23 protein-coding genes are annotated in these 25,556 nt (G+C 69.7%); 10 read left to right on the plus strand and 13 right to left on the minus strand.

What is annotated here, in order from left to right; translation table 11 throughout:
* The first annotated feature begins 75 nt into the window (after nucleotides 1–75).
* The 4 genes from queC to DVS28_RS01725 are packed head-to-tail and all read left to right on the plus strand — an operon-like array spanning nucleotide 76 to nucleotide 3,006.
* A complete protein-coding gene (queC, locus tag DVS28_RS01710; protein WP_114593934.1) occupies nucleotides 76–777 on the plus strand; it encodes a 7-cyano-7-deazaguanine synthase QueC in 702 nt (233 codons plus the stop codon).
* Entirely contained in the window at nucleotides 774–1,415 is a 642-nt protein-coding gene (gene queE, locus DVS28_RS01715) for a 7-carboxy-7-deazaguanine synthase (RefSeq protein WP_114589913.1), read from the plus strand. Before queC ends, queE begins: the two co-directional genes overlap by 4 nt.
* 10 nt (nucleotides 1,416–1,425) lie before the next feature.
* Nucleotides 1,426–2,742, plus strand: coding sequence for a GTP cyclohydrolase FolE2 (gene folE2, locus DVS28_RS01720; RefSeq protein ID WP_114589914.1), 1,317 nt, complete (start codon nucleotides 1,426–1,428; stop codon nucleotides 2,740–2,742).
* Between the two features lie 9 nt (nucleotides 2,743–2,751).
* Nucleotides 2,752–3,006 carry a DUF7662 domain-containing protein gene (locus DVS28_RS01725; RefSeq protein WP_114589915.1) on the plus strand — a complete coding sequence of 85 codons (255 nt, stop codon included), beginning with the start codon at nucleotides 2,752–2,754 and terminating at the stop codon, nucleotides 3,004–3,006.
* Nucleotides 3,007–3,014: 8 nt separating this feature from the next.
* Here the strand turns inward: DVS28_RS01725 and DVS28_RS01730 are convergent, their stop codons facing one another.
* The 5 genes from DVS28_RS01730 to DVS28_RS01750 form a co-directional block, all read right to left on the minus strand.
* The gene (locus DVS28_RS01730; RefSeq protein ID WP_114589916.1) at nucleotides 3,015–3,782 is read right to left on the minus strand and encodes an endonuclease III domain-containing protein; all 768 of its coding nucleotides are present in this window, start codon (nucleotides 3,780–3,782) and stop codon (nucleotides 3,015–3,017) included.
* On the minus strand, nucleotides 3,779–6,061 hold the full coding sequence (locus tag DVS28_RS01735; RefSeq protein ID WP_114589917.1) for a UvrD-helicase domain-containing protein: 2,283 nt from the start codon (nucleotides 6,059–6,061) through the stop codon (nucleotides 3,779–3,781). Before DVS28_RS01735 ends, DVS28_RS01730 begins: the two co-directional genes overlap by 4 nt.
* Nucleotides 6,058–8,658 carry a PD-(D/E)XK nuclease family protein gene (locus DVS28_RS01740; protein ID WP_216826330.1) on the minus strand — a complete coding sequence of 867 codons (2,601 nt, stop codon included), beginning with the start codon at nucleotides 8,656–8,658 and terminating at the stop codon, nucleotides 6,058–6,060. Before DVS28_RS01740 ends, DVS28_RS01735 begins: the two co-directional genes overlap by 4 nt.
* A gap of 284 nt (nucleotides 8,659–8,942) precedes the next feature.
* A complete protein-coding gene (locus DVS28_RS01745; protein ID WP_114589919.1) occupies nucleotides 8,943–9,527 on the minus strand; it encodes a nuclease-related domain-containing protein in 585 nt (194 codons plus the stop codon).
* A gap of 122 nt (nucleotides 9,528–9,649) precedes the next feature.
* On the minus strand, nucleotides 9,650–10,090 hold the full coding sequence (locus DVS28_RS01750; RefSeq protein ID WP_164709810.1) for a hypothetical protein: 441 nt from the start codon (nucleotides 10,088–10,090) through the stop codon (nucleotides 9,650–9,652).
* 334 nt (nucleotides 10,091–10,424) lie between these two features.
* On the opposite strand from DVS28_RS01750, the gene DVS28_RS01755 reads away from it, so the two are divergent.
* Entirely contained in the window at nucleotides 10,425–12,533 is a 2,109-nt protein-coding gene (locus DVS28_RS01755) for a DUF6351 family protein (protein WP_114589921.1), read from the plus strand.
* Between the two features lie 75 nt (nucleotides 12,534–12,608).
* Here DVS28_RS01755 and DVS28_RS01760 read toward each other — a convergent pair whose 3' ends face one another.
* On the minus strand, nucleotides 12,609–13,868 hold the full coding sequence (locus DVS28_RS01760; RefSeq protein ID WP_216826331.1) for an alkaline phosphatase PhoX: 1,260 nt from the start codon (nucleotides 13,866–13,868) through the stop codon (nucleotides 12,609–12,611).
* Nucleotides 13,869–13,962: 94 nt separating this feature from the next.
* Here DVS28_RS01760 and DVS28_RS01765 point away from each other — a divergent pair, with 94 nt between their 5' ends.
* Nucleotides 13,963–14,553: a hypothetical protein gene (locus DVS28_RS01765; RefSeq protein WP_164709811.1), complete on the plus strand. Its 591-nt coding sequence runs from the start codon at nucleotides 13,963–13,965 to the stop codon at nucleotides 14,551–14,553.
* Between the two features lie 9 nt (nucleotides 14,554–14,562).
* On the opposite strand, the gene DVS28_RS01770 is transcribed toward DVS28_RS01765, so the two are convergent.
* The 5 genes from DVS28_RS01770 to DVS28_RS01790 all read right to left on the minus strand — a co-directional run bounded on the left by DVS28_RS01770 (nucleotide 14,563) and on the right by DVS28_RS01790 (nucleotide 18,868).
* The gene (locus DVS28_RS01770) at nucleotides 14,563–14,778 is read right to left on the minus strand and encodes a hypothetical protein (protein WP_114589923.1); all 216 of its coding nucleotides are present in this window, start codon (nucleotides 14,776–14,778) and stop codon (nucleotides 14,563–14,565) included.
* Nucleotides 14,779–14,784: 6 nt separating this feature from the next.
* On the minus strand, nucleotides 14,785–15,237 hold the full coding sequence (merB, locus tag DVS28_RS01775; protein ID WP_114589924.1) for an organomercurial lyase: 453 nt from the start codon (nucleotides 15,235–15,237) through the stop codon (nucleotides 14,785–14,787).
* Between the two features lie 98 nt (nucleotides 15,238–15,335).
* On the minus strand, nucleotides 15,336–16,175 hold the full coding sequence (locus DVS28_RS01780; protein WP_114589925.1) for a sigma-70 family RNA polymerase sigma factor: 840 nt from the start codon (nucleotides 16,173–16,175) through the stop codon (nucleotides 15,336–15,338).
* Nucleotides 16,176–16,363: 188 nt separating this feature from the next.
* The gene (locus DVS28_RS01785) at nucleotides 16,364–17,557 is read right to left on the minus strand and encodes a cell wall-binding repeat-containing protein (RefSeq protein ID WP_164709812.1); all 1,194 of its coding nucleotides are present in this window, start codon (nucleotides 17,555–17,557) and stop codon (nucleotides 16,364–16,366) included.
* Nucleotides 17,558–17,614: 57 nt separating this feature from the next.
* A complete protein-coding gene (locus DVS28_RS01790; protein ID WP_164709813.1) occupies nucleotides 17,615–18,868 on the minus strand; it encodes a CAP domain-containing protein in 1,254 nt (417 codons plus the stop codon).
* A gap of 140 nt (nucleotides 18,869–19,008) precedes the next feature.
* Between DVS28_RS01790 and DVS28_RS01795 the strand changes: the two genes are divergently transcribed.
* Nucleotides 19,009–20,322: a carboxymuconolactone decarboxylase family protein gene (locus DVS28_RS01795; protein ID WP_114589928.1), complete on the plus strand. Its 1,314-nt coding sequence runs from the start codon at nucleotides 19,009–19,011 to the stop codon at nucleotides 20,320–20,322.
* Nucleotides 20,323–20,340: 18 nt separating this feature from the next.
* Here DVS28_RS01795 and DVS28_RS01800 read toward each other — a convergent pair whose 3' ends face one another.
* Complete coding sequence (locus tag DVS28_RS01800; protein ID WP_114589929.1) at nucleotides 20,341–20,673, minus strand: YciI family protein; 333 nt, start codon at nucleotides 20,671–20,673, stop codon at nucleotides 20,341–20,343.
* 95 nt (nucleotides 20,674–20,768) lie between these two features.
* The gene (locus DVS28_RS01805) at nucleotides 20,769–21,014 is read right to left on the minus strand and encodes a hypothetical protein (protein ID WP_114589930.1); all 246 of its coding nucleotides are present in this window, start codon (nucleotides 21,012–21,014) and stop codon (nucleotides 20,769–20,771) included.
* Between the two features lie 247 nt (nucleotides 21,015–21,261).
* Between DVS28_RS01805 and DVS28_RS01810 the strand changes: the two genes are divergently transcribed.
* Genes DVS28_RS01810 through DVS28_RS01820 form a run of 3 tightly spaced genes read left to right on the plus strand, consistent with a single transcriptional unit; the run spans nucleotide 21,262 to nucleotide 25,513 of the window.
* The gene (locus DVS28_RS01810; RefSeq protein WP_114589931.1) at nucleotides 21,262–22,383 is read left to right on the plus strand and encodes a cyclic nucleotide-binding domain-containing protein; all 1,122 of its coding nucleotides are present in this window, start codon (nucleotides 21,262–21,264) and stop codon (nucleotides 22,381–22,383) included.
* Nucleotides 22,380–24,209 (plus strand): cyclic nucleotide-binding and patatin-like phospholipase domain-containing protein, encoded by a 1,830-nt coding sequence (locus DVS28_RS01815; RefSeq protein ID WP_114589932.1) that lies wholly within the window; start codon nucleotides 22,380–22,382, stop codon nucleotides 24,207–24,209. The genes DVS28_RS01810 and DVS28_RS01815 overlap by 4 nt, the downstream gene beginning before the upstream one ends.
* Nucleotides 24,206–25,513: a cytochrome P450 gene (locus DVS28_RS01820; RefSeq protein WP_114589933.1), complete on the plus strand. Its 1,308-nt coding sequence runs from the start codon at nucleotides 24,206–24,208 to the stop codon at nucleotides 25,511–25,513. Before DVS28_RS01815 ends, DVS28_RS01820 begins: the two co-directional genes overlap by 4 nt.
* The last annotated feature ends 43 nt before the right edge of the window (nucleotides 25,514–25,556 follow it).

Raw genomic sequence — 25,556 nt, forward strand, 5'->3', positions numbered from 1 at the left:
CTCAACGCCGTCCCGGGAACCTAACCAGGCGGTGTGACAGGCAAGCAGCGCAAACGATCAAGGGGTGTGGACAACATGAGCTACGCGGTAACGGTGCTGAGCGGCGGCATGGACTCGACGGTGCTCGCGCACCTCTCGAAGGGCCTGAACGAAAAGGTCGACCTCGTCTCAGTCGACTACGGCCAGCGGCACCGGACCGAGCTGGAGTTCGCGGCACGGACGGCCGACAAGCTCGGCTGTCGACACGACGTGGTCTCCCTGCCGATCGGCGAGGCGCTGTCCTCCGCGCTCACCGACACCGACGTCGATGTGCCTCACGGCCACTACGCCGAGGACAACATGGCCGTCACGGTCGTTCCCAACCGGAACGCCATCTTGATCTCCGTCGCCTACGGGATCGCTGTCGCTCGGGGAGCCACGACCGTCCAGGTCGGCGTGCACGCCGGTGACCATTTCGTGTATCCCGACTGTCGTCCGGCCTTCGTCGACCAGCTCGGCGTGGCGCTCAAGACCGGCAACGAGGGCTTCGGCCAGGTCGAGCTCGTCGCACCCTTCGTGCACCAGTCCAAGACCGACATCTGCAGGCTCGGTGACGTCCTCGGCGTGGACTGGACCGACACGTGGTCCTGCTACGAGGGTGGCGCGGTCCACTGCGGTCGGTGCGGCACGTGTGTGGAGCGGCGCGAGGCCTTCCGTGACGCCGGTGTCGAGGACCCGACGGAGTACGCCGACCCTGACTACGCCTTCGAGGTGCTCGCCCGGGGGAGCGGGTCGTGACCTACGCGGTCAAGGAGGCCTTCCACACCCTTCAGGGCGAGGGCGCACACGCAGGCCGGGCCGCAGTGTTCCTCCGGTTCGCGGGCTGCAACCTCTGGTCCGGACGAGAGGACGGCCGTGCGTCAGCGATCTGCAAGTTCTGCGACACCGACTTCGTCGGGACCGACGGCGAAGGCGGCGGTAGCTTCGCCGACCCCGTCGAGCTCGCGACGCACGTCGCCAGCCTGTGGACCGTCGACGACGACCCCGCCGGGCGCCGCTACGTCGTCTGCACCGGCGGTGAACCCCTGCTTCAGCTCGACCCCCCGCTGATCGACGCCCTCCATTCCGAGGGCTTCACGATCGCGGTCGAGACCAACGGCACGATCGAGGCGCCTCCCGGCATCGACTGGCTCACGGTCAGCCCCAAGCTGGGATCCACCTTGGTCCAGACGTCCGGCAGCGAGCTGAAGCTCGTGTACCCGCAGGTCGCCGGCGACCCGGCGCAGTTCGTCGACCTCGACTTCGACCACTTCTACCTGCAGCCCATGGACGGCCCCGACGCGGTCGACAACACCAAGCGCACCGTCGAGTACTGCCGACGCCACCCACTCTGGACCCTCAGCCTGCAGACCCACAAGCTGCTGGGCATCCCATAAAGGACCCGTCATGAGCCAGGACACCACCACGACCTCCGTGCTGTTGGACCTCGAACGGTCTCTGCCGACCGGCACGACGCTGATCGCCAAGCGGTTCACGTTCGACTCGGCCCACATGCTCCCCAACGTGCCGGAAGGGCACAAGTGCGGACGTGTCCACGGGCACACCTACCAGGTCAAGATCTTCCTCCGCGGGCCCGTCGACGAGCACGCGGCGTGGATCGTGGACTTCGGTGATCTGAAGGCCCGATGGAAGCCGATCGAGGAACGCCTGGACCACCACATGCTCAACGAGCTTCCTGGTCTGGAGAACCCGACGGCCGAACGGCTCGCGGCATGGATCGCGGCGGAGATCGACGCCGGAGGACCGCTCGCCGACGACGTCCAGGTGGCGGCGGTGGAAGTGGCCGAAACTCCTGACTCCTCCGCGATCTTCCTGCCGGGGTCCGCCAGGACGGGCAACACCCTGTCCTCCGCCTCACGTGCTGCTGCACCGGTGGCTAGAGAGGCAGTCGTGGGTGCGGCGATCGAAGACGTCCAGGGTCGCCCTGATTCTCGGGGTGTCCGCCTCGACGAGGTCGGCGTCAGCGACGTTCGCTTCCCGATCACCGTCCTGGACCGCGAGCGCGAGCGACAGGCGACCGTCGGCACGCTCTCCATGGGTGTCGACGTGCCCGCGGAGGTCAAGGGGACGCACATGTCCCGCTTCCTCGAAGCGCTCAACGCCCACGACGGTGCATTCACCCTCTTCACGATGGCGCACCTGGCCAGCGACCTCCGGCGGCGGTTGGGAGCAACCGATGTTCGCGCGCGCGTTCGCTTCCCCTACTTCGTGATGAAGGCGGCCCCGGTCACCGGTGCGGGAGGGATCGTCGACCACGACTGCGAGTTCGACATCCGCGACCACGACGGCGACGTCCGGTTCCGCCTGACCGTCGAGGCACCGGTCACCACGGTCTGCCCCTGCAGCCGCGACATCTCCGACTACGGTGCTCACAACCAGCGCGGCACGGTACGGATGACCATCGACCTGGCCGTCGACCTGTCGGGCCAGCCCGAGCTGGTCTGGATCGAGGAGCTCATCGAGCTCGCCGACGCGAAATCGTCCTCGCCCGTGTACTCGGTCATCAAGCGACCCGACGAACGACACGTCACCATGGCTGGCTACGACAACCCGCGGTTCGTCGAGGACCTCGCACGCGACGTGGCGATCGCGATGGAGGAGGACCCGCGGATCGCGGGATACGAGGTCTGCGTCGTCAACGACGAGAGCATCCATTCGCACAACGCCTACGCCACCGTGCGCAGCGAGGGCTGGCAAGCGTAGGGTCCTGCCATGGGCAAGTACGGGCTGCTGGCTGACTATCTGCGTCACGCTGCGTCGCCGGTGTCCATGACGTTCGACGAGATCGACCACCTCGTCGGCGGGCTGCCCGCCTCTGCTCGTCGACATCGCGCGTGGTGGGCCAACGAGGCAGACGGGCGTCACGTCCAGGCTCGGGCCTGGGTCCAGGCGGGTTGGCGCGTCGGGGACGTGAGCCTCACCCAAGAGCGCGTGCGGTTCGCCAGAGCGTCAGCGACAGATGCCTGAGCGGCTCCTCAGTTCCCTCCCTTGCCGTTCGTGCCATGCCGGAGCTCCGGAACGTAGTCGGCGCGGCGATCGGAAGCGATGAACGCTGATGGGCACCGGCCCACCAGCGGGCACGCGTGACATGCCGGGGCCCGCTGGGTGCAGACCTCGCGGCCGTGCTGCACCAGCAGGACGTGGGCGTCGTAGCGCAGACCGGCGGGCACCCCCTCCTCGATGAGTCGTGTGGCCCGCGCCCACGTCATGCTTGGTTCCAGCATCCCCAGCCGCTTGGCGACCCGAAGGACGTGGACGTCGACGGCCATGACGTCCCGGCCGAAGCTGTAGGCAGCGACGCACCGGGCACCCTTGGGGCCCAGCCCGGGAAGCGCCATCAGCTCCTTGAGCAGGTCGGCGTCGGCGAGGTCGTCGAGCGTCATGAGATCACCGCCGTGACGGTCCGCCATCTGGGCCCCGAACGACATCAGGTTCTCGGTCCTTCGGGTGATCAGCCCGAGCGGTCGCACCGCATCCGCGACCCGTCGCGGATCCGCGTCCGCTAGCTCGGTCCAGCTTGTCGGCGCCAGCGCTCGCAGATCATCGAACGCGGCCTCGACGGTGCGCTGGCTGCGGGTCATGTATGTCAGCTGGATGAACACCGCCTCGTCGTTGGGGTCTGCGTGGTTCCCCAACGGCAGCGGCGATCGAGCGGGCTGACCGTGCAGCGAGGCGAGCGATCGCAGGATGCTTGGCCACGTCTGGACGCGCGAACGCGTCCACGAACCGTTGCGTCCGGTCATAGGGTCGCGCCCTCGGGCTTCGACGCCCTCCGCAGGGCCGCGATCTCGGCTGTGCCGGGACCGCCCGCCACCATGTGGACGCCAGATGGGATGCCGTCCTCCAGCGAATGCACGATCTCATCCAGCCAGGAGTACTTGTCGTGGTGGGCTGGGACCGGCGGGCTCGGCTGCGTGCGCCCCCCGAGAAGAATCACCTGCTGCTGCGCCCTGGTGACTGCGACGTAGAGCAGTCGCATCTCCTCCTCCAGCAGCGCACGACGGTTGCGTGTCAGCATCCGATCCCATTCGGCTGACCGGGTGGTCCCGCCGTCCCGGAGCGGCAGGTTGAGGTCAAGACGGTCGTCGTCCCCGATCAGGTAGTGCGGGTCCGTCGCGGCCGACGCCAACGCACGGTTGATCCAGGGTATGAACACCACCGGGTACTGCATTCCCTTCGATTGGTGGATCGTCATGACGCGGACGTAGGGAGGTCGCCGGTCGCCGCGCCGGTCCCGTGGGGACGGGAACCCGTTGAGGACGGCGATCCTCAGCCATTCGACGAAGGCGTCAAGAGTCAGCGCTTGCTCCCGCTTGAAGACGTTCCTGGCGTCCTCCCGGAGATCCTCCAGGACCAGCGCCGAGTCGGTCCGCCCCTCCGCGCGCAGACGGTCGAGCACTCCGGAGGTCTCATAGAGGCGGGCGAGCACTTGGGGGGCCGAGTCGGAGCGGGCGGTGCGCCGGCAGGTCGTGATCCACGCCATCGTGTCGGGGTGATGGTCGATGAGCCAGTCGGTGAGCGGGCTGCCGCGGTCCTTGCCGTACTGCACGAGGCGGGCGATCTCCGATCTGGCGTCGATGTCGGTGAAGTACATCGAGTCCAGAGCGATGGCCAGCGTGGCATCGTCGCCGGGTCTGAGCAGCATCTCCAGCACCTGCAGCGTGGCCACCACCTCCGGTTGCTCGAAGAAGGACTCCCCGCGGCTGCGGCGGACCTCAGCCACGCCGGCGAGCTCGCTGGTGAGCTCCGCGACGGCTTGGTCAGCTTGGGAGTTCGTCCGGCAGAGGACGACGAGGTCGGCAGGTTCGAGGAACATAGGGTTGGGAAGGACGGACGGCGTGCCGAGCAGCTCCTTGACCCATGTCCCGAGGTTGGCAGGGACATCGTCCCAGCCTGACTGGTCAACAACGAGCGGAGCCAGCGTGGTTGGTGACGTCGGGCTGCCGTCGTAGGCGAGGAGCTTCTCATCCAGATCGGTGTATCGGGTCCCGATGCGGGAGAACAAGGCGTTCTGGGCGTCGAGCAGTTCCCTGCTGGGACGCCGGCTGACGTGGAGGGGGAGGGGCTTGACGCTCAGCCGCTTCGCGAGCTGGTGGAGGAGCTTGGCGTCGGCGGCACGGAAGCCGTAGATCGACTGCTTCACGTCGCCGACGACCAGAAGCTTCTGGAGGTCGGTAAGCAGCCGCTCTATGACGTCGATCTGCACGCGGTCGGTGTCCTGGAACTCATCGACGAACAGAACCGGATGCTGCCGGGCGGCCTTGGACGCGCCATCGGGATCGGCGCGGAACGCCGAGACCAAGCGCAGCAGCAGGTCATCGACATCCACAGAGCCCCGTCGGACCTTGTCGTTGGTGTGCGCGTGGTCGGACGCCACCAGCCAACGCACGAACGCACGGGTCACCTCATGGGCGCCCGCGTGGTCGGTTGCCGCAGCAACCGACTCCGGGTCGATCCCGACCCTGGACAAGTGGTCGAGGACGTTCTCCGCCTCCTTGACCAGGCGGTACTCGGGGAGGTCCACCTCCAGCAACGTCGTCATGCTCGGGTGCCCGGCGAACGCCACCTCGAGTGCGTCCGCGATGGCCTCCCGACGAGCGGTGCCGCTGCTGTTCAGGGTGGAAGACCTCGGGACGGTGCTGTCATGCCCGAAGTCCTTGAGAAGCTGATGCGCGAACGAGTGGATCGTACCGATGAACGCCGAGGGCAGCCGCTCGCGCTGCTCCCACCAGTGATCGCGGTTGGTGGGGTCCTTCGTCAACGCGGCGAAGATGGCCTCGTCGGTTTCCGCCCGAAGCTGCTCCGCGGCTTCGACCGTGAACGTCACGAGCGCGAGTTGGTCGGCCGTGAACGCTAGATGCGTCCCACCCGGCGGCCTCAGGAGCTCCATGACGGTGGCGATCATGGTGTAGGTCTTCCCGGACCCTGCGCCGGCGGTTGCGATCGTGACCTTGTTGCCGAGAACGCTGTCCACGATGTTGGACTGCTGCTCGTTGACCTCCCGGAATCCTCTCAACGTCATCGCGACTCCCTCCCAAGGCACGTCGTGAGGGCGGGACAGTGGGCGCAGTGGTCCCCAGGGTTCTTCGGGAACGCCTTTCGCTCGATCGACAGGATCAGCTGCGACGCGAGGTCGCGGATCCGGTCCACGTCGTCGCCCGACGGGTTGCCCCTGTTGAGGAGGCGTTCGCCGTCGGCGATGAAGCGGAGCGCGTCACCTCGTGTCCTGAACACGCTTGCGTCCTGCCGTTCGACAAGCTCGAGGTCCACGTTCTCGGTGTACTTCTCCGGGTAGGAGAAATGGCGGAGCACCAGGGGTTCGTGCAGGAAGTAGCGGCCGCTTGGGGTCTGGAGCATGTGCTTGACGGTTGTCTTGAGCCGGATCCGGTGGTCACCGTCCCGGAGAACATCGGCCCGAGACCATGCCTGCTCCACCGACAGCGGCCCGTCTGTGACGTGACTGAGTCGCGTGTCGAGCAGGTAAGTCATGTTCTCGCCGGTTCGTTCGGTGATGACCCTCCACGAGGCTTCGCTGAGACCGGGGAAAGCGTCGCGTAGCGCCCCTCTGGCCGTGACGTAGCACTCGCGCAGCAGGGCACGGAGTCCGGCCATGTCGTCCACCGGCCTCGCCGATGCTGCGTTGTCGAACGTCGTTTCCAGCAGGGCGACCTCAGCGATGACACGCAGGTGGAATTCGTCGCTCATGACACCGGCTCGTTCATCAAGCATCTCGGCTCGGTACCGGTAGGGGCAGAGCCCGTAGACGGCGACCTGGGGAAGGAGGTACTCGTCTCGCCGCCACACCCCTGGGTCGGGGGTGGTAGGAGGTGGTGTTGCCGGGGGGCTTGGCGTAGGCGCACGGGTGTGCTGCACGGGTGCAACGGCGTCGAGGTACACCGAGGCCGAGACGGGGCCGCGGTTGGTGTTCTCTGCGTAGGAGATGTGCAGCTCCTGGCTGGCGGACCACAGCAACGTGCCGAAGAGGTAGCGCTGGATGTCGAGGTGAACCCCGAGGTCCTCCCTGGGAATCGGCCAGCCCGGGGTGAACCGTTGGGGCACCTGGGTCGCGTCGAAGCCCAACGCCAGCACGAGCTGTCGCGACACGACGTCGATCCCCTTTGGCGTCGTCAACCACACTTGTCCCTCGGGGGCGGCCTCCGCCACTCCATCAGCCTCCTCGGCTTCCCGATAGCGCTGTGACAACGCCACCAAGACCTCGCCGAACTCCTCCGCCTCTAGCTCCATGCCTCCGGAGTCCGCGGCTTCCTCCAGGGACAGCCGCACCTCCTCGATGATCTGCTGCTCGATGGAGAAGTCCGGGGATCCGCTGAGCGTCTCCAGCTGCTCGAGGAGCAGTCGGACGTGGCCCCCGATTGTCCGCGGTCCGGTGCCGAAGAGTCGTTCGGCCAGCCCGCTGACGATGCCGATTGCCTCCGCCCAGAGGCTGGGCAGCTCGCTGCGGCGGCCGACGAGCGAGGTCGGGAGGCGCTCCGTGCTCCCGTCGTCGGGAGCCCGAACGAGCTGGCCGAGCGACGTGCGCCATTCGTCAGCGGTCCGGCACCGGTCGAACCACTGGTCGCTGAGCAGGCGTAGGGTCGTCGCCGATGCCTGAGCGGCCTCACCCAGCCAGCCCGAACCGATGATCTCCGCCAGCTGGGCCGGTTCCAGACAAAGCTCCCCGTCGACCCACACCTGGTAGAGGAGCAGGACGAACCGGCCGACTGGAGTAAGCAGCAGCAGTTGCGGAGGCACGCCGATCTGAACCGGCAGGTCACGAAGCTCGGCCTGCTCGCGAAGCAACTGATCGTACTGGCCGCGCATCGGGGTCACGATGGCGATGTCGTCGGCCTTGCCGCCGCTGGCAATGTGGGCCTCGATCCGATCCAGGCAAGCATCAACCTCGGCATGGCGGTGGTGGTAGCCGCGACAGGATGCCAAGGGGCTTGGCGCAGCGGAAACACCCAGCTTGAAGGATCGTCGGAGCGAGGCCATCCCTGCAGGACTGACGGGAACCGTCTCGAGCCTGCGGGTGGAAGCGGGCCACCAGTTCCGGTGCGTGTGCTCCAGGGCCTTGAAGAGCGCATCGTGCTGGCGGTGGCGCATCACGACGTGCACTTGGCCACGGGTCATGTGGGTCTTGACCAGGTGGCGCTGGACGGGGGTGAGGAAGGTGAAGCCCTCCATGACGACGACGTTGGGCAACCCGTCCCAGGCCTCGATCGTGGTCCGGAGCAGCTTGGGAAGTGGCAACCGCGTTCCGCGATCGGGGTGCGACATGATCCAACGGTGGAGGTCCACAAGTAGCTTCGCGAGGTCCTTGCCGATGTGCTCGTCCGCCGGGATGCCAGGGGTTGTCCCACGCTGCCAGGCGTCATCCAAGGCCTCGACAAGCAGGCCGGCGTCGTGACGGATCTGCCACGAGCGCTCCATGTCGCTGATCTGGTTGGCGTACCTGCGAACGAGGACCCGAAGGTCGGTCGTCGTGAGGTAGGGGCCATCCACTAGCAGCGACATGGCGTCCGGGAACCACACGTGCGGCGTGCCGTCCCCATCGTGCTGTCCCGAGCCGGCGAGCCCGAGTCGGTCCTTCTCCTGCGGCTTGGTTGCGGTCAGGAACAAGACGTCGGCAGGTAGCCCCATCTGCCGCGACAGTTCATCGTTCGAGGGCCTCCGATCCTCGAATGTCCACATCTGCACGCCACCACCCACCCCCATCACCGTATGTGGCGCGGATGATGGGTGGAAGCTTCAAGGGGAAGCCGGGCTACCGGTTTGCTGCGCACATGGCCTCATCTTCCTGGCGTCAATCGACACGGCCACACTTCGGTCGGCGATCGAGAACTCTCGAGGCAGTATGCCAAGGTGCCCTCGTCAGGGATGACGGCGCGCAGGAGGGACCGGTCTCACCAGTGCTTGGTCAGTGGCGGCGCGGGCCACGTCCGTGCGAGTCGCGCACTGCGGTGGAGTTCCGCCAGTCGTTCCGGGTCGAGAACCGTTCCATGGGACTCAAGCCATCGCTTGATGGTCCAGTTCGTCGTGACGCCAACGTCGGCTGGGCGCTGCTTGATCGTCAGATCGCCACCGACGAAGACCAGCGCTGACCGGACGTCGACTGTCTGGCCCGTGGCCGTCGACAGGAGGCTCGCCACCGTCCTGGCCTCCCACCTGGCCGTTCGGAGATAGGAGGTGCGCTGGCCGTTGATCATGACCATTCGCTCACCGACCCAGATCTTGCCGCGCACCTTCTTGGTGTTGAGCGCAAAGACGCCGCCGGGGCCGATCACGAGGTGGTCCAGGTTCGACCCCTTTGCGTTGAGGGGCAGATCGTGAAGCACGGTCCAACCATCGCCCAGCTTCGCCAGCTTCCGTCCAACCGCTTCTTCTCCCTCGGCGCCGCGCCGCCACGCCCGCTCGTCGTCATGCACTCCGAAGAGCATTCGCACAACGCGTAGCCATCCGGGGGTGGCGGCCGCAGCCTCGGCTTCCATCTCGCGAGCTCCCTGTCCGGGGCGGCGATCGAGCCAGGCGGGATCCGTTGTCCATGGTCATGGGCAGAACAACGGTCGAGATACAACAGGTCTTGAATCCCCTCTTCGAAAGAATCCCTCGGTCAGGAGCCGACCGGCCCGAGCGGACGCCGCCAGCACTCGGGGCTCAGGTAGTCGGGGTGGTCCTCATCGAGGATGTTGGGCTGGATCCAGTCGGCCAGCTGCAGCACACGGTGAGGCCTCAGCAACCCGAGATCGTGCTCGTCGAGCTGGTCGTGGACGCACTGCTCGGGGTCGATGTGCAGGGCCGCGAACGCGACCCCGGCGTTGAAGGCGTAGTCCGGTGAGGTAAACCAGAGGTGGGTCCGGTCGGACTGGCCGAGCGTGAACCAGCGGTCGTCCCGCAGCTCGCCGGGGCAGACGCTGATATCGATCAGGCCAGGGACCTCCAGGCCGTACCAGCGGTTCCACTGGTCATCGGCGTCTCGCCAGAAGCGCGGCAGACGGCCCAGGCGGCTGTCGTTGGGCATGGTGATGGAGAGGTGCTTGAGCACGGAGAACACGGGCGGCTCCTTCGAGGGTCGCGAGTCATCGGGGATGACCATCGGTGGGCCCGACCGCTGACGGGGCCGTGCCCGGTCATCTGATGTGCGTGTTCACGGCGGGGACCCTACCCCGGCGAAGGTCTCGCAGCGGGCCCTGATCCCGCCGGTGCTCACCGACCCGGCTCTCTACCACTGCTAGGGCTTCGCCTCGACTCCCTTCGTGGAACAGAGACCGCGTCTCCACCTCGGCCAGGTCAGCCTCCTCGGCAGGAGAACGCCGGCCCCACGACGAAGGGGCCGACGAGTCGCCCCCGACGAGCCGAGGGTGCGGCCGAACCGAACAGGGGCACACATGCGCACGATCGTTCCGAGGATCTTCGCGGTCCTCGCCTTGCTGTCCACGCTTCTCCTCGCCGTCCCGGTCGGGGCATCCGGGCCCGAGCTCACTATCTCGACGCTCTCCACACGGGCCGATCTCGTCTCCGGCGGTGACGTCCTGGTCGAGATCACGCCCACCCCGCCGGCGGGCACCGCGATCGACCTCGACGGCACCGACATCACCGATGCCTTCGCGACCGGTCTCGACGGCCGCTACCTCGGCCTCGTCACCGGCCTGACCGTCGGCGACAACGTGCTGACCGCCACCCAGCCGGACGGATCCGGCGCAACCCTGACGCTCACCAACCACCCCATCGAGGGCCCGGTCTTCTCGGGGCCGCATCTGCAGCCGTGGGACTGCCGCACCGCCGAGAACGGCCTGGGCGAGCCCACCGACGAACACTGCAACGCCCCCAGCATCGTCGACTACCACTACGTCGCGACCGGCGGTACCAGCTACCAGGCCTACGACGTCGACAACCCCCCGACCGACGTCGCCACCATCACCACCGACCGCGGTGACACCGTCCGCCACATCGTCCGCCGGGAGCGGGGCAGCCTCAACCGCGGCCTCTACGCCTTCGCGTTCCTGCACGACCCGGCCCTGGGCGACCCCGACCCGCGCGCTCCGCAGGACGGCTGGAACCGCAAGCTCTACTACCCCTTCGGCGCCAGCTGCAACACCAACTACACCCAGGGGTCGATGCCCGGCGTGCTCAACGCAACCCGCCTGGCCGAGGGCTTCGCGATCGCCACCTCCTCCCTCAACGTGCTGGGCCACCACTGCAACCCGGTCCTGTCCGCCGAGACGGCGCTGATGCTCAAGGAGCGGGTCGTCGAGACGGCCGGCCCCATCCGCTACACGATGAGCACCGGCGGCTCCGGCGGCGCCATCGGCCAACTGCAGGTCTCCAACGCCTACCCCGGCATCACCAACGGTCTGATGCCCGGCTCGACCTTCCCCGACGTGTGGTCCACCGCAATGGAGGTCCACGACTGCGTGGTCCTCGAAGCCACCGCCAGCCCGATGACGCCGCTGCAGAAGGCAGCCGTCGACGGCCACGGCCCACCCCAGTCCACCTGCGCGGCCTGGACCGGCACGTTCGCGCCCGGCTCCATCCCCTTCAACGGCTGCTTCTCCGACTCCGGCGTGCCGACGACCAACACCCCCGACCCGACCCGCGACTACATCCCGGTCGTGCAGTCCGACGGCTGCCGGGCAACCATCCAGGACATCCAGGTCAACGTGTGGGGTCGCGGTGACGACGGCTTCGCCAACCGGGCGCTGGACAACGTCGGCGTGCAGTACGGCCTGGCCGCCCTCAACCTGCCGGTGACCGACCCGGGCAAGATCACCATGCAGCAGTTCCTCGACCTCAACACCCGGGTGGGCGGGGTCGACATGGACGGCATCCGCCAGGTCGAGCGGACCGCCATGGACCCGGCGACGGCGGAGATCGCCTACCGCTCGAGCATGCTCAACGACGGTCGTGGCCTGGCCCGTACCGCCATCATCGACTTCGCCGCGTCCCTCAACGTGGAGATCCACACGCCGTACCACGCCTACGCCATCGAGGAGCGGATGGCGAGGATCGGCCACGAGGACAACCACGTCATCTGGCACAACGGCCCGTCGGGCACGGCCTGGGACACGATGGACGACTGGCTGGCGGCGGTGGAGGCGGACGGCGGCATCGACCCGCTCACCGGCCTGGACCCCGACGCGGTCAAGGAGACCCGACCGGCGATCGCCGTGGACTCCTGCTGGAGCTCCGGTGACCAGGAGGACCTGTCGGCATGCGCGCCGGAGGTCTTCGCCGACTCGCGCATCCAGGCGGGCATGCCGCTGTCGCACGACGTGTTGAAGTGCACGCTCAAGCCGATCGACCCGGCCGACTACGCCGGCGCGGTCCCACCCGTCACCCCGGTCGACCTGCTGGTGCTCGAGCAGGCGTTCCCCGACGGCGTGTGCGACTACTCCGTTCCCGGTGTCGGCCAGGTGCCCTCGGTGCAGTGGCTGACCTACAACGACGGCCCCGGCGGTCGTCCACTCGGGCCACCGCCGACGTCCACGGCCTTCTGACCCACTCACCCGAACGAACCGACGCCGCCCCTTGCGAAGGGGGCGGCGTCATGGGTTCGGTGCGAAGCGGTCTGCTCAGCTGGGTGTCGCGGTCGCGGCGATGCCGACCCGCTCGGTGCGGAAGGGGCCGGTCACCTCGTAGGTGATGCCCTCGCCCGGACCGTCCAGGCCGGCGCGTTGGGAGGAGAAGTACAGGCGGGTGCCGTCGGGGGAGAAGCAGGGGCCGGTGACCTCCGAGCCCTCGTGCGCCGGACCGGGCATCTGGACCAGCGGCACGACCTCGCGGGTGTCGGCGGTGATCATCCGGATCTCCATGTTGCCGCCGTCCTCGGCGACCAGGACGTCACCCGACGGGGCGATGGTGACGTTGTCGACGCCGGCCAGTCCCCCCTCCGGGTCCTCGACACCGTCGTACAGCACCGATATCCGCTGCCCGGCGATGTCGTGAACCCACACGCGGGTGTCGCCCTTGGTGGTGAAGTAGACGAAGCCCGAGTCGTACCAGATGCCCTCCCCACCATCGAACGGCGTCGCGTCGACGCTGTCGCGCAGGGGCGTGGCCGTCGGGTCGGGCACGTCCACCCACTCCACGGCCCCGTCCTCGGCCATGACGGCCGCCTGCAACGTCCCGTCCTCCGGGTCGTCGGCACGCATCCTGCCGCTCGCCATGGCGTCGTCGAAGCGACCCTCGGCCATCACCCACCGGTAGAAGAGCCCGCCGGGGTCGTCCTCGGTCAGGAACAGGTGCTGGTTGACCGGGTCGACCGCCACCGCCTCGTGGTTGTACAGGCCGAGCATGGGATGGGGCACCCCCTCCCACGACCCGTCCGGCGCGCACTCCCACACCTGTCCGCCGTCGCCGGCCTCCTCACACGACAACCACGTGCCCCACGGCGTGACGCCGCCGGCGCAGTTGCGGGAGGTCCCCTCCAGCACCGAGTAGGCCTCGAGGGGCGAGCCGTCTGCGGCGAAGCGGATGCCGCCCACCCCGCCCAGGCCCCCACCGACCTCGGAGTTGTTGACGTAGCGCCACCCACCGTCGGCCTCGGGGAAGCACGCCGCCCCGTCGGGCGCGGTGTGCCACACGTACGGCGACGCTCCGTCCACCAGTCCGACCCGCAGCCCGGACACCGCGACGATCCGCGACCGGAAACCCTTCGGCAGCAGCAGCCCGTTGGCGTCGGGTCCCAGCAGCGCCCCGTACGGTCCCGCACCGCGAGCGACCGGGCCGGCAAGCAACGTCCGGTACTGCGCAGGCGAGCAGGCCAGGGCCGCACCGAGGACGGTGGCCTTCAGCAACGCCCTGCGCCGCAGGGCCGTCTGACCGATGTGCACCCGCCAGATGGTAGGTGGCACCACGCGTTGCGCCCGAGTGCGTGGGATGTCTGGCAGCCTTCCACCCAACGCGTACAGGAGGCGGGGACCACAGGTGGAACGAGCCATACGAGAAGCGCTGACCCGCCGGATCGGGGCGGTCCTGCAGGGTCGGCCCCCGGGCTGGGCACAGGTCCCGACGTCGGTCGCCGCGCTGCCGCCCGGGTGGCGGATGTGGCGAGCCGACCCCACGAGCGGGTGCTCGACGGCGATCGTGCTCGTCGTCCACGATCATGCCGACATCATCCAGCTCGAGGCGCGTTGGTCCCGGCTCGGCCCGGACGGGCTGCTCGCGCCGGCGCCGCGCTGGCCCGGTGAGGACCTGCTGGATGGGGACGCCGCAGCGGTCCGGGCACAGGTCGTCGATCCCACGCTCGAGGGCGAGCACGACCTCGCCGCGGGGTCGTGGAGCGCAGCCGAGCGACAGCAGATCATCACCCGGGCCATGGCTGCCCCATCGCTGGAGGAATGGCTGGCCGCCAACCCCGACGAGGCCGCCATCGTCGCCCCGGCGCCGCTGATGACGCTCGACGACGCGGGGCCGGCCATCGATCGTGCCGTCGGCTGGGCAACCGGTGTGCTCGACGAGGTGCTGCTGCCCTACCTGGACCGAGTCCGCGTCCAGCCCGGCGGCCGTCCCGGCTGAGGCCCGGACTCACCCGCCGGGCAGGGTCCAGTGGGGGTCGGTCAGGCCCAGGCCGTCGAGGATCGCCTGGCCCTCGTCGCGGCTGCGGGGTGTCCAGTCCGGCGACAGACGGTCGCCCCACCAGGCATGGGCCAGCGCGGACAGGGTCGACAGGCTGGTCGTCGCGCCCGCCGGGCGGCCGTCCAGCCACCGGGTGATGTGCTCCTCCGACCGGAAGGGGGCCATCGTCAGTCAGGTGAAGGCGATGTTGTCCCACCAGCGACTGGCCGGCACGAGGCAGTGGAACAGCAGGTCGTCGTCGACCGGTCGTTGGTCCCGGACCTCCACCGTCAGGTCGTCGCCGCAGTCCGGGCAGCTCGTCTCGATGCGCCCGTCGACCCCCAGGGCCGCGCACACGCCGAAGGCATCCCACGCACAGTTGGCGTCCCATTCGCGCCCGTCCGCCTGCACCCGGAAGTTGGTCGGCTGGGCCGCGAACGGGTTGGCCATCAGCAGCTCGGCAGGGCCGTCGCGGTCCACCAGCACCAGGGCGTGCGCGTCGTGCAACCGACGCCAGGCCTCCTCGACCTCCTCGACGGCGTGGCCAGCCACCGCCTCGGCGACCTGCCCCGGCGTCGGCGCGGCACCGCGCTCGACGAACAACGCGTAGGTCGCGTTGCGCACCGCCAGGTCGCGTGGGTCCACACGCCCACCCTCCTCCCGTGCGGACCGCCGGTCAATGGCGACAGCGACGCGATACTGCCCCTCAGCGGCGGGAGGTCACGTCGTCCGTCGGTTCGGGGTCAGGCGGCCATGGCCGGCACGCGGTCCAGGCGCTGGGCGACCGTGGAGGCCGTGGCGACTGCGGCGTAGTAGCTGGCACGCCGGCGAGCCGCGTGTCCGTTGGGCCGCTGCTCGACCGGGGCGGGAGTGTCCTCCAGGGTCGCCTCCATCGCCGCGCGGATCATCTCGAAGGCCTCCGCGCGGATCTGGCTGATGCGGGACTCGGTCACGCCCATCTCGTCGGCGATGTCGGCCATCGGACGCTCCTCGAAGAAGTAGGCGTTGATGACGGCCTGCTGGCGCTCGGGCAGCACGGCGATGGCGTCCAGCAGGATCGCCCGGCGCTCACGGTCCAGGATGTTGGCCTCGGGGGTGGCGTCGGGCGCCGGCAGCATGTCGTCGACCCCGTCCTCGGTCAGCGCCTGGTAGTTGAGCACCGTGCCGCGGTGCACGTCGTCGACCATGTGGCGCGCCTCGTCGACCTCGACACCCATCTCGGCGGCGGTCTCGTCCAGGCTTGCCGTGCGGCCCTCGCGGGAGACGAAGGTGTCCCGCGCCGCCTGCATGCGGCGAGCGTTGCGTCGCACCGACCGGGACGCCCAGTCGCGGGATCGCAGCTCGTCCAGCAGCGCGCCCTTGATGCGGAGGCGGGCGAAGCGGTCGAAGGGGACACCGGTGGAGGGGTCGTAGGCCTGCGCGGCCTGGGTCAGGCCCAGCATCCCCGCCGACATCAGGTCCTCGCGGGGCACGTGACGCGGGATCCGCGCGGCCATGCTGCTCACCGCGTACCCGACGAGGGGCATGTTCGTGCGAATCATGTCGTCGTGGTGGGCGGGGGCGGTGGGGCGCGTCGTCTGCATGCCTCAACCGTGTGGCCGACCGCGTCGCGCCACTATCCCCCGCCGGGTTGAACTTCGGCGCGGAGGCGGCGCGCCTCGGCGCAGCGTACGTAGTCACTCGTGACCAGAAACGGACGCCTCGGCAACCCCGGTTGCCCGGATGTTGTCTCACCCATCGGCCGGGACGGCCCCGACCTGAGGCGTCGGGGTCAGCCGATGTGGCCGCGCAGGGGACCGGCCAGCCCGGCCGTCGTCGGGCCGCTCAGCACGCCGGGCGTGGACGCCGTGACCGCACGGTCGAGGTAGCTCGACACCGCCGGGTGCAGCCCCTCACCGGTCCCCGACAGCAGCACGGTCGGCCGGCGCGATGCCAGCTGTGCGGCAAGGAGGGTCGGCTGCCAGCCGTTCGGGGCGAAGGTGTCCACCATGGCCACGGTGTCACCGATCTGGAGGGTCGTCCGGCCCCACACCTGCTCGGCGATGGCGACGGAGGTCTCCACGCGGCTCGGACCCGACACGCGGCGGACGGGGTGGCCGCGGTCGCGCAGCTGCTGCACCACGGTGTCGCTGATCGCTCCGGTGCCACCGAGCACGACCACCTCGACACCGGGGATACCCGCCAGCCACTCGGCCACAGCGGGGTGCAGACTGTCGGTGGGGTTGAGCAGCACCGGCGTGGTGGTCGCCGCGGCGAACGCGCCCACGGTGATCGCGTCGGCCCAGTCCCCGTCACGGGCGAGCAGCACCCTCGCCGGGGTCTGGTACAGCGTGGATGAGGCGATGGCGATGGCGGTCTCGACGCGGCCCGCGCCCGACATCCGCTCCACGGTGGCGCCCAGCTCGCGCAGCCTGGCGACCTGGCCCTCGCTGATGGCGTTGGCGCCGCCGATCACGCGGATCGGCACGTTCTCCGCCGGGGCCAGGGCGCGGAGCCGGTTGATCTCGGCCTCGACCTCCGGTGGCAGCATGCCCGTGGGGCCGCCTTCGGTGAACAGGAGCGCCGTGCCTTCCGACAGCACCGGCGTGACGGCCAGGCAGTCGGCGAAGACGTCCTCCCGACACAGCACGATCTGGTGGTAGGGCGTGACGGCGTGGCCGAAGGGATGGTGGTCGAACAGCTGGCCGGCCATGGCGATGGCAGCCTGTCGGGCGGAGTCCTGCTGGGCCACGAGGGCCACGTCGCCCGGGTCGGCCCGCAAGCCGGGACCGAACTCGACGACGTCGACCGGGGTGGAGAAGGACCAGTCGACGGGCCCTTGGTCGGTGGTCAGCGACACCTCCACCGCTGCGGCGGGCGGGAGGGGCTGGCGGGGCAGGACGATGATGGCGTTGTACTGCTCGAGCCGGCCGACGCTCAGTCCGGGGTCGGTGTCGTGGGGGTTGTCGTAGCTCGCTGCGGTCATCGCGCAGCTCTCGACGACCGTGCCGCCGACCCGCACTTCGTGGCTCGTGACGTGGACCTAGGGGCTGTGATGGTCCATCTGCACCATCATCGGGAAACCGAACTCGATGAAGGCGGTCGGGTCGTGCCACCCGCAGGCACCGGCAGGGGGAGGGAACTCGCCGCTGTGGGTCCTGCCGGCAGCGACCGACCCGTCAGCGGGCCACACGATCGGCCAGTCGACGTCGTCTGCCGCAGCGGGCCGTTCCTCGGGTGAGTCCGGACGGATGTGGAGGCCGCCTGCTTGGCGGTTGCCGCCGCGCCACCCGCCCATCCCGGCCCAGCGCGAGTAGGGGTTGAGCGCGTTGAACCAGTGGAACGGCGCCTGGGCGAGGTCCCGCACGATCTCCGGTCCACCCAGCCCGCTGGTGACGGACCCGAGGTAGCCCTCCTCGGTGTGCCACGGGCTGGAGCGGTCCTCGTCGTGTGCCTGGCTGCTGGTGGCGACGCTGTACCGGGCGTGCAGCCGGTTGGCCTCGACCTGCGTCCAGTCCAGCTGCAGGGTCTGCAGGCCCATCTGCTGGCGGAAGCGGTTGAGCAGCTCGTGCTGGGCCAGCACCTCCGCGTCGCTCGTCGGGCGACCGGGCAGCTCGTCGGTCGGTCGCGTGGCGGGATCGAGGGACACGTCGATGCCGGGTGTGTCGGCGTCGGCGGCCACCGTCACCCTGGTCGCCGTGGCCAGCGAGTCGCCACCATGCCACCCCCAGGTCGTCGTCGATCCGCAGTGCTGGAACTCCACGACGTACTCGCCGGCCGGGACGATCTCGCGGGTGGCCCAGCGACCGTCCTCGTCGCCCCACCCGCGGGTGACCAGGTCACCGCCGGGGGTGCGGACCAGGCCACAGGTCCACGGGACCGCGGTCCCGTCGGTCAGCCGTGCGGTCCCGCTGATCGAGCCGCCCTCGGGAACGACGACGGTCTGTTCGTCGAGCCATGCGCCGTTGCGGAGGGACAGGGTCGTGGATCCGGAACGACCGGCCGTGCCGCCGAGCCACATCACCGAGCCGTGGGCGCCCGAGGGCTCGAAACGCACGGCGATGTCGCCCTCGTCGTAGAGGAAGGCCTTGCCGTCCTCGTCGGTCCACGTCCAGTCGAAGAGCTGGAGCGGGCCGCCGTTCGTCCAGCGGACCTGGACCCCTTCCAGCGGCGTGCCGGCCTCGTCGACCACACGGAGGAACGCCCCGGCCCCGTTGTCCTGGCCCACGGCCGGCCCGACCTGGATGGTGGCGAGCACCATCGCCATGACGGCCCCCACGACGATCATCCTGCCCATGGCATCCCCTACCGTTCGGTGAACGACCTGTCACCGACAGTCATCCATGGATCGGCGGTGGGGACAAGCCCCAAATCTCGGAGCGCCTTCACGAGGTCGGACGTGGGGCGTAGGGTCAGGGCTCCTTGAGGAGGAACCCGATGCCGACCCTCGTGTCCACGCTTCGACCGCACTCGGTGTCGCGGGAGGAGATCGCCTACCGCTATCCGGGCCCGACCGGGCTGGTCTCACGCATCCTCGGGGTGATCCCGCACTCCTTCGGCCTGCTGGAGGTCTGGCCGCCGGCGCTGCACAGCACGATGGTGTCGGTGCCGGCCCTGTTCGACGTCCCGGCGGTCGACCTCGGCCGGTCCGTCAGCCCCGACACCCGGGCGTTGGCCGCCCATGCCGCCAGCCGGGCGTTCGGCTGCAGCTACTGCACGGCGCACACCGCGATCATGGGCAGCGTCGTCCGCGGCCCGGCCGATGCGCCGACCATCGACGGCAGGGTGGCCTCGGTCAGCACGCCGGAGCGGCTGGACCCCGCCAGCCGGGCGGTCGTGGATTACGGCAGGGCGGTCGGAACGATGCCGCCGGACCGGATCGAGGCAGCCGTGGCCGAGCTGGAGTCCCACCACGACGCGATGGACCTGGAGGCCATCGTGCTGGTCACCGTCTGCATGGGCCTGCTCAACCGCCTGTTCGACACCCTCGGGGTGCCCCTGGAGACCGCCGTGCAGGAGGCCGCCGGCGACCCGCTGACGGCGTCGGCGGGCTGGAGCCCCGGCAAGCACGAACAGGAGGGTGACCGGCTCGACGAGGGCGAACGGCTCGTGACCCAGCCTCGCCTGCTGATGGTGAAAGAGGTCCCCGCCGCGGAGGCGCACGCCCGCCGGGTCCTGGCCGACGTGCCGAAGCGGAAGGGCGAGCAGCGTCGCGCCCTGCAGGACGCCGCCGGGTTCGTGCCCTACTGGATGGAGACCCTCCACCGCGGCAAGGCCCGCCGCCTGTTCGTCCACTGGATGCTCGAACGAATGCTGACCGGTGGGGTCGACCCGGCGGTCGATCCCGGGCTCAAGGCCACCTTCGGTTGGGTCCAGGCGCGTGCCGTCGGCAACACCATCCTGGCCAGCCACATGGCGTTCCTTGCGGTGCGGGGCGGGGTGTCCCCCGGCGAACTGGCTCGTGTCGGTGACCGGGACGACCGCGACGGCAGCCCTGATGACGCCGTGGCGGCCGCCCTTGCCCTGGCCCGGGCGACCGCCGGTGGGGCCACGACCCTCGAGGAGGACCTGGTGGCGGCGCTGGATCGCCACCTGCGCCCGGAGGGCATCGTCGAGCTGGTACTCGTCGCCGCCATCGTCACCGCGATGCACCGGTACACCGCCAGCATCCGACCGGACCGGCTGGCGCCCGAGGTCGAGGCGTTCGTCGTGGAGCACGGCGCGTTGCTGGGGCTGCCGGCACGCTCGTGACCCCACCGAGGTGGGGGGCTACATCTCCGGCATCGGGGCGATCTCGAAGACGTCGACGGCGAAGTTGCCGTTGCCGTCGCTGAGGAAGGGGTGGCCCTTCACGTGCGCCTTGGCGCCGTCGATGTCGTCGGCCTGGATGATGGAGTAGCCCGACAGCGGCGTGGCGGTGCCCTCGGTGCCGTCGTCCACGACGGAGGTGGACTCCGCCAGCGGGGACCCCACGTCGACCAGCGCGTCGCCGGTCCGGCCGATCCATTCGCCCCAGGCAGCCATCACGGCCTCGTGCTGCTCGGGGGTCATGTCGGCGGTGTCCGTGGCCGCACCCTTGTAGGTCAGCAGGTACTTCGGCATGGCGTTCTCCCTTGTTGGTGGCGACGACGTCCTCTGCGCCGTCACCCCATACGACGAACGGTGCCGAGGCGAATCGACAGGTCCGGAGAGAACGGTCAGGCGGCCGTGGTGTCCCACTCCTCGATCGACACCACGACCGCGCTGACCGTCACCATGTCGTCGGAGACATAGCGCAGGCGTTCGCCCAGCTCGACGGGGGCGATGAGGAACCCGGCGAACCACCAGGCACGACCGACCTGCACGAAGACCCGACCGCCACCGCCGATGGCGTGGAGGGGGTCACGGACCGAGGCGGTCCGCAGGACCCGGGTGATGCCCTGTGTGGTCGTCGTGGCGGTCATTTCGTGCTCCTGTCGATTTGGGTGAACGTCGCTACGACCCGTCGCCCCTCGTGGAGTTTCGGTTCGTCCACCGAAAACCCACCGGACGGACACAACGCATGCCGTTGTTCGCACAGGGAGACGAATTGCCTCCGTAGGGTCACGCGGTGGTGGCGTGGTCCACGGCGTCACCGTCGATTCGTGCCGGCGGCCACGCGGCCGCATTCCAGGGACTACCGTTCGGACGGCCGAACGAGGGAGGCCATCAGTGGACATCCAGGTCAGGTACGCCGAGACCGAGGACGAGCGCGAGGCGGTGTACCGGCTCAGGTACGACATCTACAGCCGGGAGATGAACCTGGAGAGCCCGGCCGTCGACCACGAACGCCAGGTCCTCACCGACGCCAACGACGACACCGCACGGATCCTCTACGCCACGGTCGACGGCGAGCTCGCCGGCACCCTGCGGATCCACTGGGGCGGGGACGCGCCCTTCCCCGAGGAGTTCGAGGAGACCTACCAGTTCGGCCACTTCCGTCCGGTGGTGCGCGACGAGCAGATGGTCGTCTTCTCCCGGCTGATGGTGCGCAAGGAGTACCGGGGCTCGATGGTGCCCGTGGAGTTCTTCGCCCACATCGCCCGGTTCTCCATCGAGCAGGGTGCACGGCTGACCTTCTGTGACTGCCAGCCCCACCTGCTGAACCTCTACACGATGATCGGCTACCGGACCTACGCCACGACGTACAACGACATCATGATGGGACTGCTGGTCCCGCTCGTCGTGGTCGTGGAGGACCTGGCCCACTTCGCGGCCATCAGCTCGCCGCTCCTGCAGTTCTCCGGCGAGGACTTCCGGCCCGACCCGCCGACGGACATCCTCGCCCTGCTGCCCGCCGCACCCACGGTCCAGCCCGTCCCCGGGGATGCCGCCGCGGACTGGGCCCGGACCTTCGGGCTGCTGGCGGAGAGCCACGAGGAGACCACACCCATCTTCGAGGGGCTCTCCGACGACGCGGTCAACCAGATCATGCGCCGCAGCTTCGTGATCACCTGCGAGAAGGGCGACCTGGTGATCCAGAAGCGTGCGGTGGACCGCACGATGTTCATCGTGCTGGCGGGCCTGCTGGAGGTCAGGGAGGACGAACGTGTCGTCGCGGTGGCCTCCAGGGGCGACGTGCTGGGGGAGCTGGCGTTCCTGCTCCACGGTGAACGGCTGTCCGACGTCCACGCCGCATCCGACGATGTCAAGGTCCTCAGCCTCAACGAGAAGGCCGTCATGTCGCTGATGGAGGAGCAGCCGGCGGTCGCCGCCAGGCTGTTCCTCAACCTCTCCCGTGTCGTGGCCGCCAAGGTGACGTCGCTCTACCACCAGGCCACTTCGCCGGCATGACCGCGTCGACCGACCGCCTGCACGACCTCCTGCGCAGGACCGGGGTCTTCGGCGGGCTCGCGCCTTCGGTGCTGGACGAGGTCGTTGCCGAGCTGGAGCTCGTGCCGCTGGACAGCGGCGACATCGTGATGGCGGTCGGGGAGGAACCCGACGCGCTGTACGTGATCGTCAGCGGTCGGCTGGGGATCAGCCCGGCCGGGGACACCAACCGCATCTCCTCGGGACGCGGCCAGACCGTGGGCGAGCTCGGGCTGCTGACGGGCGAGCCCCGGACCGCGACGGTGCAGGCGCTGCGCGACACCCTCGTCGCACGGCTGTCACGGGACGCGTTCGGCGCCCTCCTCCGGCGTCACCCCGAGGCGATGGTCCAGCACTTCGCGGCGCCGATCATCACGAGGTTGCGCACCGGGTCCGACGACGCCGATCGGACCGCCGGGTTGGTGGTGGCCCTCGTCCCGGCCGACGCGACGGTGCCGCAGCGCGACGTCAGCGAGGCCCTCGTGCGCGCCCTGGCCACGTTCGGCCCCACCGTCCACCTCGACAGGGACCGGGTCGACGCCCAGCTGGGCTCGAGCGGGATCGCCTCGATCACCCGCGAGGACCCCCGCAACGACGACCTTGTCCTGTGGCTCAACGAGCAGGAGGCCTCCGACGCCATCGTCTGCTACGAGGCCGATCCGCAGCTGACCCCATGGACGAAACGGTGCCTGCGACAGGCCGACCTGGTGCTGGTCGTCGCCGCCGCCGAATCCTCGCCGGAGCCCGGACCGGTCGAACGGTGGCTGGCAGAGGACCCGGGAAGCCGACGGTCCGACAGGGCCGTGCTGCTGATCCATCCGCCCGGTACTGCCGGCGCCCGCTGGACATCGCGGTGGACGGCCCCACGTGACCTGCGCGCCTGCTACCACGCAAGGCGCGGGTCCGACGAGGACTACCTGCGCGTGGCACGGCTGCTCACCGGGCACGGGGTCGGGCTGGTGCTCAGCGGCGGCGGTGCCCGAGCCCTGGCCCACATCGGGGTCATCCGGGCGCTGGCCGAGGCCGGGGTGCCCGTCGACGCGGTGGCTGCGGTCAGCGGCGGGGCGATCGTGGCCGGCCTGCTGGCGATGGGTCACGACGCCGACGCGATCACCGCGCGGGCACGGGCCGCGATCGACCGCATCGACTACACGCTGCCCGTCCATGCCCTCACCAGCGGGCGCAACTGGACGAACTCCATGCGCACGCTCTTCGGTCGGACCGCCATCGAGGACCTGTGGATCCCGTTCACGTGCCATTCCGCCAACCTGTCGGAGGGTCGGGCGGAGGTCCACGCCTCGGGGTCGTTGATGCATGCCGTCCGCGCCAGCACCGCCATCCCCGGCTTGCTGCCCCCGGTCTTCCACGACGGCGACGTGCTGGTCGACGGCGGCCTCGTCGACAACCTGCCGACGGCTCGGATGCGGGCGATGCCGGGGATCGAACGGGTCATCGCCGTCGACGTGGGCAGCGCCGACCCCGACTGGGTCGTGCCGCCCTTCGACTACAGCCTGTCGGGTTGGGGGTCGCTGTGGCAGCGGCTGTCGCCCTGGGAGCGGACGGCGACGTCGGCCCCGCGCCTGGCCGAGACGTTGATGCGCTCGATATCGATCACCAACACCGCGACGACCAAGGACGCGGCAGGACGGGTCGACTGGTACCTGCGGCCGCCGGTCGAAGGGTTCGGGTTGCTCGACTTCGCCGCCATCGGCGAGCTGGCTGCCGTCGGGCATGCCAGCACACGGGAACAGCTGATCGAGACCCCGCCGCGCTTCCTGGCCACCCACGCACTAGGGTCGTCGTTGTGAAGAGCGACTCCACTTCCCGTCCGTCCCTCACCGACCGCCTGCGCCAGCAGGGGATGCACCTGGCCTACACCGCCGTTCGCACCGCCATGCGCGTCACCGGTGACCCCACGTCCCGGCTGCTGGAGGGGCAGGAGCTCCTTCGCGACCCCTACGCGGTCTACGCCGACCTCCGGGCTCGTGGTCCGCTGCTGACCAGCCGCTTCCCGGGGCTGGCCGTCTCGACCACCCATGCCGTGGCCGACGCGGCGCTGCGCGACCTGCACGTCGGCGCGCCCTCGGGCACCGAGCTGCCGCCGCACCTGCGCTGGGACAGCCCCCTCTCCCCGTCGTTGCTCGACACCGACCCGCCGGGTCACACCCGCATCCGCCGCCTGGTCGCCCAGGCCTTCACCCCTCGCGCCACGATGCGGATGGAGGAACAGGCCGAGGTGATCACCGCCGAGCTGATCGATGCGGCGGAGGCGAAGGAACGGGCGGGCGGGCAGGTCGACCTGATCGCCGACCTCGCCGCCCCGCTGCCCATCCGGATGATCTGCTCGATGCTGGGCATCCCCGAAGGCCGCACCGACCGCTTCACCGAGTGGGGCAGCGCGCTGGCCCTGTCGCTGGAGCCCGTCCGCCCACCCGAGATGCAACGGCGCATCCAGACCGCCGGCGCAGAGGTGCGCGCCTTCATCACCGGGCTGTTCGAGGAGCGTCGGCAGGCGGGTGACCCGGGGGAGGACGTGCTCGGCCGGTTGCTGGCCGCCCGTGACGGCGAGGACCGGCTGACCGACGACGAGCTGGTCGCCACCACGATCCTCCTCCTCGGGGCGGGGTTCGAGACGACCGTCAACCTGATCGGCTCGGGCACCCTCGCCCTGCTGCGCCATCCCGAGCAGCTGCGCATCGTCGCCGAGGACCCCGACAACACCGTCGGCAACGCGGTGGAGGAGCTGCTGCGCTACGACAGCCCGGTGCAGATGACCGGTCGGCTGGCGTGGGAGAACACCGACCTGGCCGGCTCGACGTTGCCCGGTGGCACCTCGGTCATGGTCCTGCTCGGGGCGGCCAACCGCGACCCCGACGTCTTCGAGAAGCCCGACGTCCTGGACGTCACCCGTCCCAACGCCAAGGCCCACCTGGCGTTCTCCTCCGGGGTCCACCACTGCCTGGGCGCTCCGCTGGCCCGGCTGGAGGCGCAGACGGCCTTCGCCCAGCTGCTCAGCCGGTTCCCCGACCTGCGCCAGACCGGCCCGGCCCGTCGTCGGACGACCCGTGTGCTCCGGGGTCTCGAGACCCTGCCGGTCAGGTTGCGTCCCTGACCGTCTCAGTAGGCACGGTGCGCGGTCGCGAGCGCGGCGGCCG

The organism is Euzebya pacifica, from assembly GCF_003344865.1.
Taxonomy (GTDB): Bacteria; Actinomycetota; Nitriliruptoria; order Euzebyales; family Euzebyaceae; genus Euzebya; species Euzebya pacifica.

Bases quoted from the DNA above. Each gene is read 5' to 3' on its own strand.
- queC (WP_114593934.1), top strand. From the start codon at position 76: ATGAGCTACGCGGTAACGGTGCTGAGCGGCGGCATGGACTCGACGGTG.
- folE2 (WP_114589914.1), top strand. From the start codon at position 1,426: ATGAGCCAGGACACCACCACGACCTCCGTGCTGTTGGACCTCGAACGG.
- DVS28_RS01725 (WP_114589915.1), top strand. From the start codon at position 2,752: ATGGGCAAGTACGGGCTGCTGGCTGACTATCTGCGTCACGCTGCGTCG.
- DVS28_RS01730 (WP_114589916.1), bottom strand. From the start codon at position 3,782: ATGACCGGACGCAACGGTTCGTGGACGCGTTCGCGCGTCCAGACGTGG.
- DVS28_RS01735 (WP_114589917.1), bottom strand. From the start codon at position 6,061: ATGACGTTGAGAGGATTCCGGGAGGTCAACGAGCAGCAGTCCAACATC.
- DVS28_RS01745 (WP_114589919.1), bottom strand. From the start codon at position 9,527: ATGGAAGCCGAGGCTGCGGCCGCCACCCCCGGATGGCTACGCGTTGTG.
- DVS28_RS01755 (WP_114589921.1), top strand. From the start codon at position 10,425: ATGCGCACGATCGTTCCGAGGATCTTCGCGGTCCTCGCCTTGCTGTCC.
- DVS28_RS01770 (WP_114589923.1), bottom strand. From the start codon at position 14,778: ATGGCCCCCTTCCGGTCGGAGGAGCACATCACCCGGTGGCTGGACGGC.
- DVS28_RS01780 (WP_114589925.1), bottom strand. From the start codon at position 16,175: ATGCAGACGACGCGCCCCACCGCCCCCGCCCACCACGACGACATGATT.
- DVS28_RS01785 (WP_164709812.1), bottom strand. From the start codon at position 17,557: ATGACCGCAGCGAGCTACGACAACCCCCACGACACCGACCCCGGACTG.
- DVS28_RS01790 (WP_164709813.1), bottom strand. From the start codon at position 18,868: ATGGGCAGGATGATCGTCGTGGGGGCCGTCATGGCGATGGTGCTCGCC.
- DVS28_RS01795 (WP_114589928.1), top strand. From the start codon at position 19,009: ATGCCGACCCTCGTGTCCACGCTTCGACCGCACTCGGTGTCGCGGGAG.
- DVS28_RS01800 (WP_114589929.1), bottom strand. From the start codon at position 20,673: ATGCCGAAGTACCTGCTGACCTACAAGGGTGCGGCCACGGACACCGCC.
- DVS28_RS01805 (WP_114589930.1), bottom strand. From the start codon at position 21,014: ATGACCGCCACGACGACCACACAGGGCATCACCCGGGTCCTGCGGACC.
- DVS28_RS01815 (WP_114589932.1), top strand. From the start codon at position 22,380: ATGACCGCGTCGACCGACCGCCTGCACGACCTCCTGCGCAGGACCGGG.